At 48.5% G+C, this 1,076-nt stretch carries 1 protein-coding gene and 1 pseudogene; both read right to left on the bottom strand.

Features of this window, described 5'->3' with window-relative positions; genetic code table 11:
- Positions 1-708 (bottom strand): TRAP transporter large permease (locus R7070_RS26370; protein ID WP_318141539.1); only part of this gene is annotated, 708 nt, incomplete at its 3' end.
- A 3-nt stretch (positions 709-711) separates the two neighbouring features.
- Positions 712-1,076 (bottom strand): annotated as a pseudogene (locus R7070_RS26365) (TRAP transporter small permease); the annotation flags it as partial.

The following is a 1,076-nucleotide window of genomic DNA, read 5'->3' as shown; positions in this document are numbered from 1 at the left end:
GAAAATACCGCCATAGATACCGCCAAGGATGATCACCACCAGCAACAAGCCCCAACTCGCATCTTTGGCGGCATCAAACGTTTCTTTCCATCCCACGAATGGTTGCTTAGGTAGATTCTTAATCCTCGCCGCAATGTAGATAGCGATCATCAACATCACGCCAGCCAGCAAACCCGGGATCACCCCCCCAAGGAACATACGCCCTACTGACACATCGGTCGCAGCCGCATACACCACCATCACGATCGATGGCGGAATCAAGATCCCCAAAGTACCTGCGTTACAGATAACACCCGCAGCAAACTCTTTCGAGTAACCGTTTTTGATCATCCCCGCTATGACGATACTACCGATAGCGACCACGGTTGCTGGTGAAGAGCCAGACAGTGCTGCAAACATCATACATGCCACAACGGAAGCCATGGCGAGACCACCACGGAACCAACCAACAATGGCAATCGCAAATCGGATGATTCGCTTTGCAACGCCACCTGTCGACATAAAACTTGAGGCCAAAATGAAGAAAGGTATCGCCAACAATGTATAGTGACCAGCAAAGGCGTTAAACAGCGTTTGAGCAACTGACGCCAAAGAGGCATCGGAATGCAGCATTAAGAAAAGTACACTGGAAAGACCCAGAGAAATTGCGATTGGCACACCAATGAGCATGAAGCCAATCACCATTAAAAACAGTAGTAAAATATCCATGGCTTAGCGCTCCTTGTGCTCAGAATCGTTCGAGGAACGAGGAGTCATGGCATCGCCAGCTTCACTCATTTCTTCTTTTAAGGCTTCCAGTTCTTCCTCAGCTTCATGACCTGCAATCAAGCGATCCAGCTTGCCTGTAGCGATCTGCCAAGTGACTTGTAAAAAACGGAAAGTGAGCATCGCCATACCAAGCGGCAAAGCGAAATAAGGAATAAAGCGTGGCAGTTTTTCGTAGCGCTCGCCTTCATTAAGCCAATCCGCTAAGAACTGTAAAAACTCAGGCATTGGGATATCGTCGGTTTCATACCATGCGCGCTCTGTCGCAAAGGGATACCAATAATTCCAAGCACCAATCAAAAGCAGAATCG

Origin of the sequence: Vibrio sp. 1557 (genome assembly GCF_033340175.1) — a bacterium.
GTDB classification, from domain to species: domain Bacteria; phylum Pseudomonadota; class Gammaproteobacteria; order Enterobacterales; family Vibrionaceae; genus Vibrio; species Vibrio alginolyticus.
The sequence above is the reverse complement of the archived record's forward strand: the minus strand, read 5'-3'. Positions and strand labels throughout refer to the sequence as shown.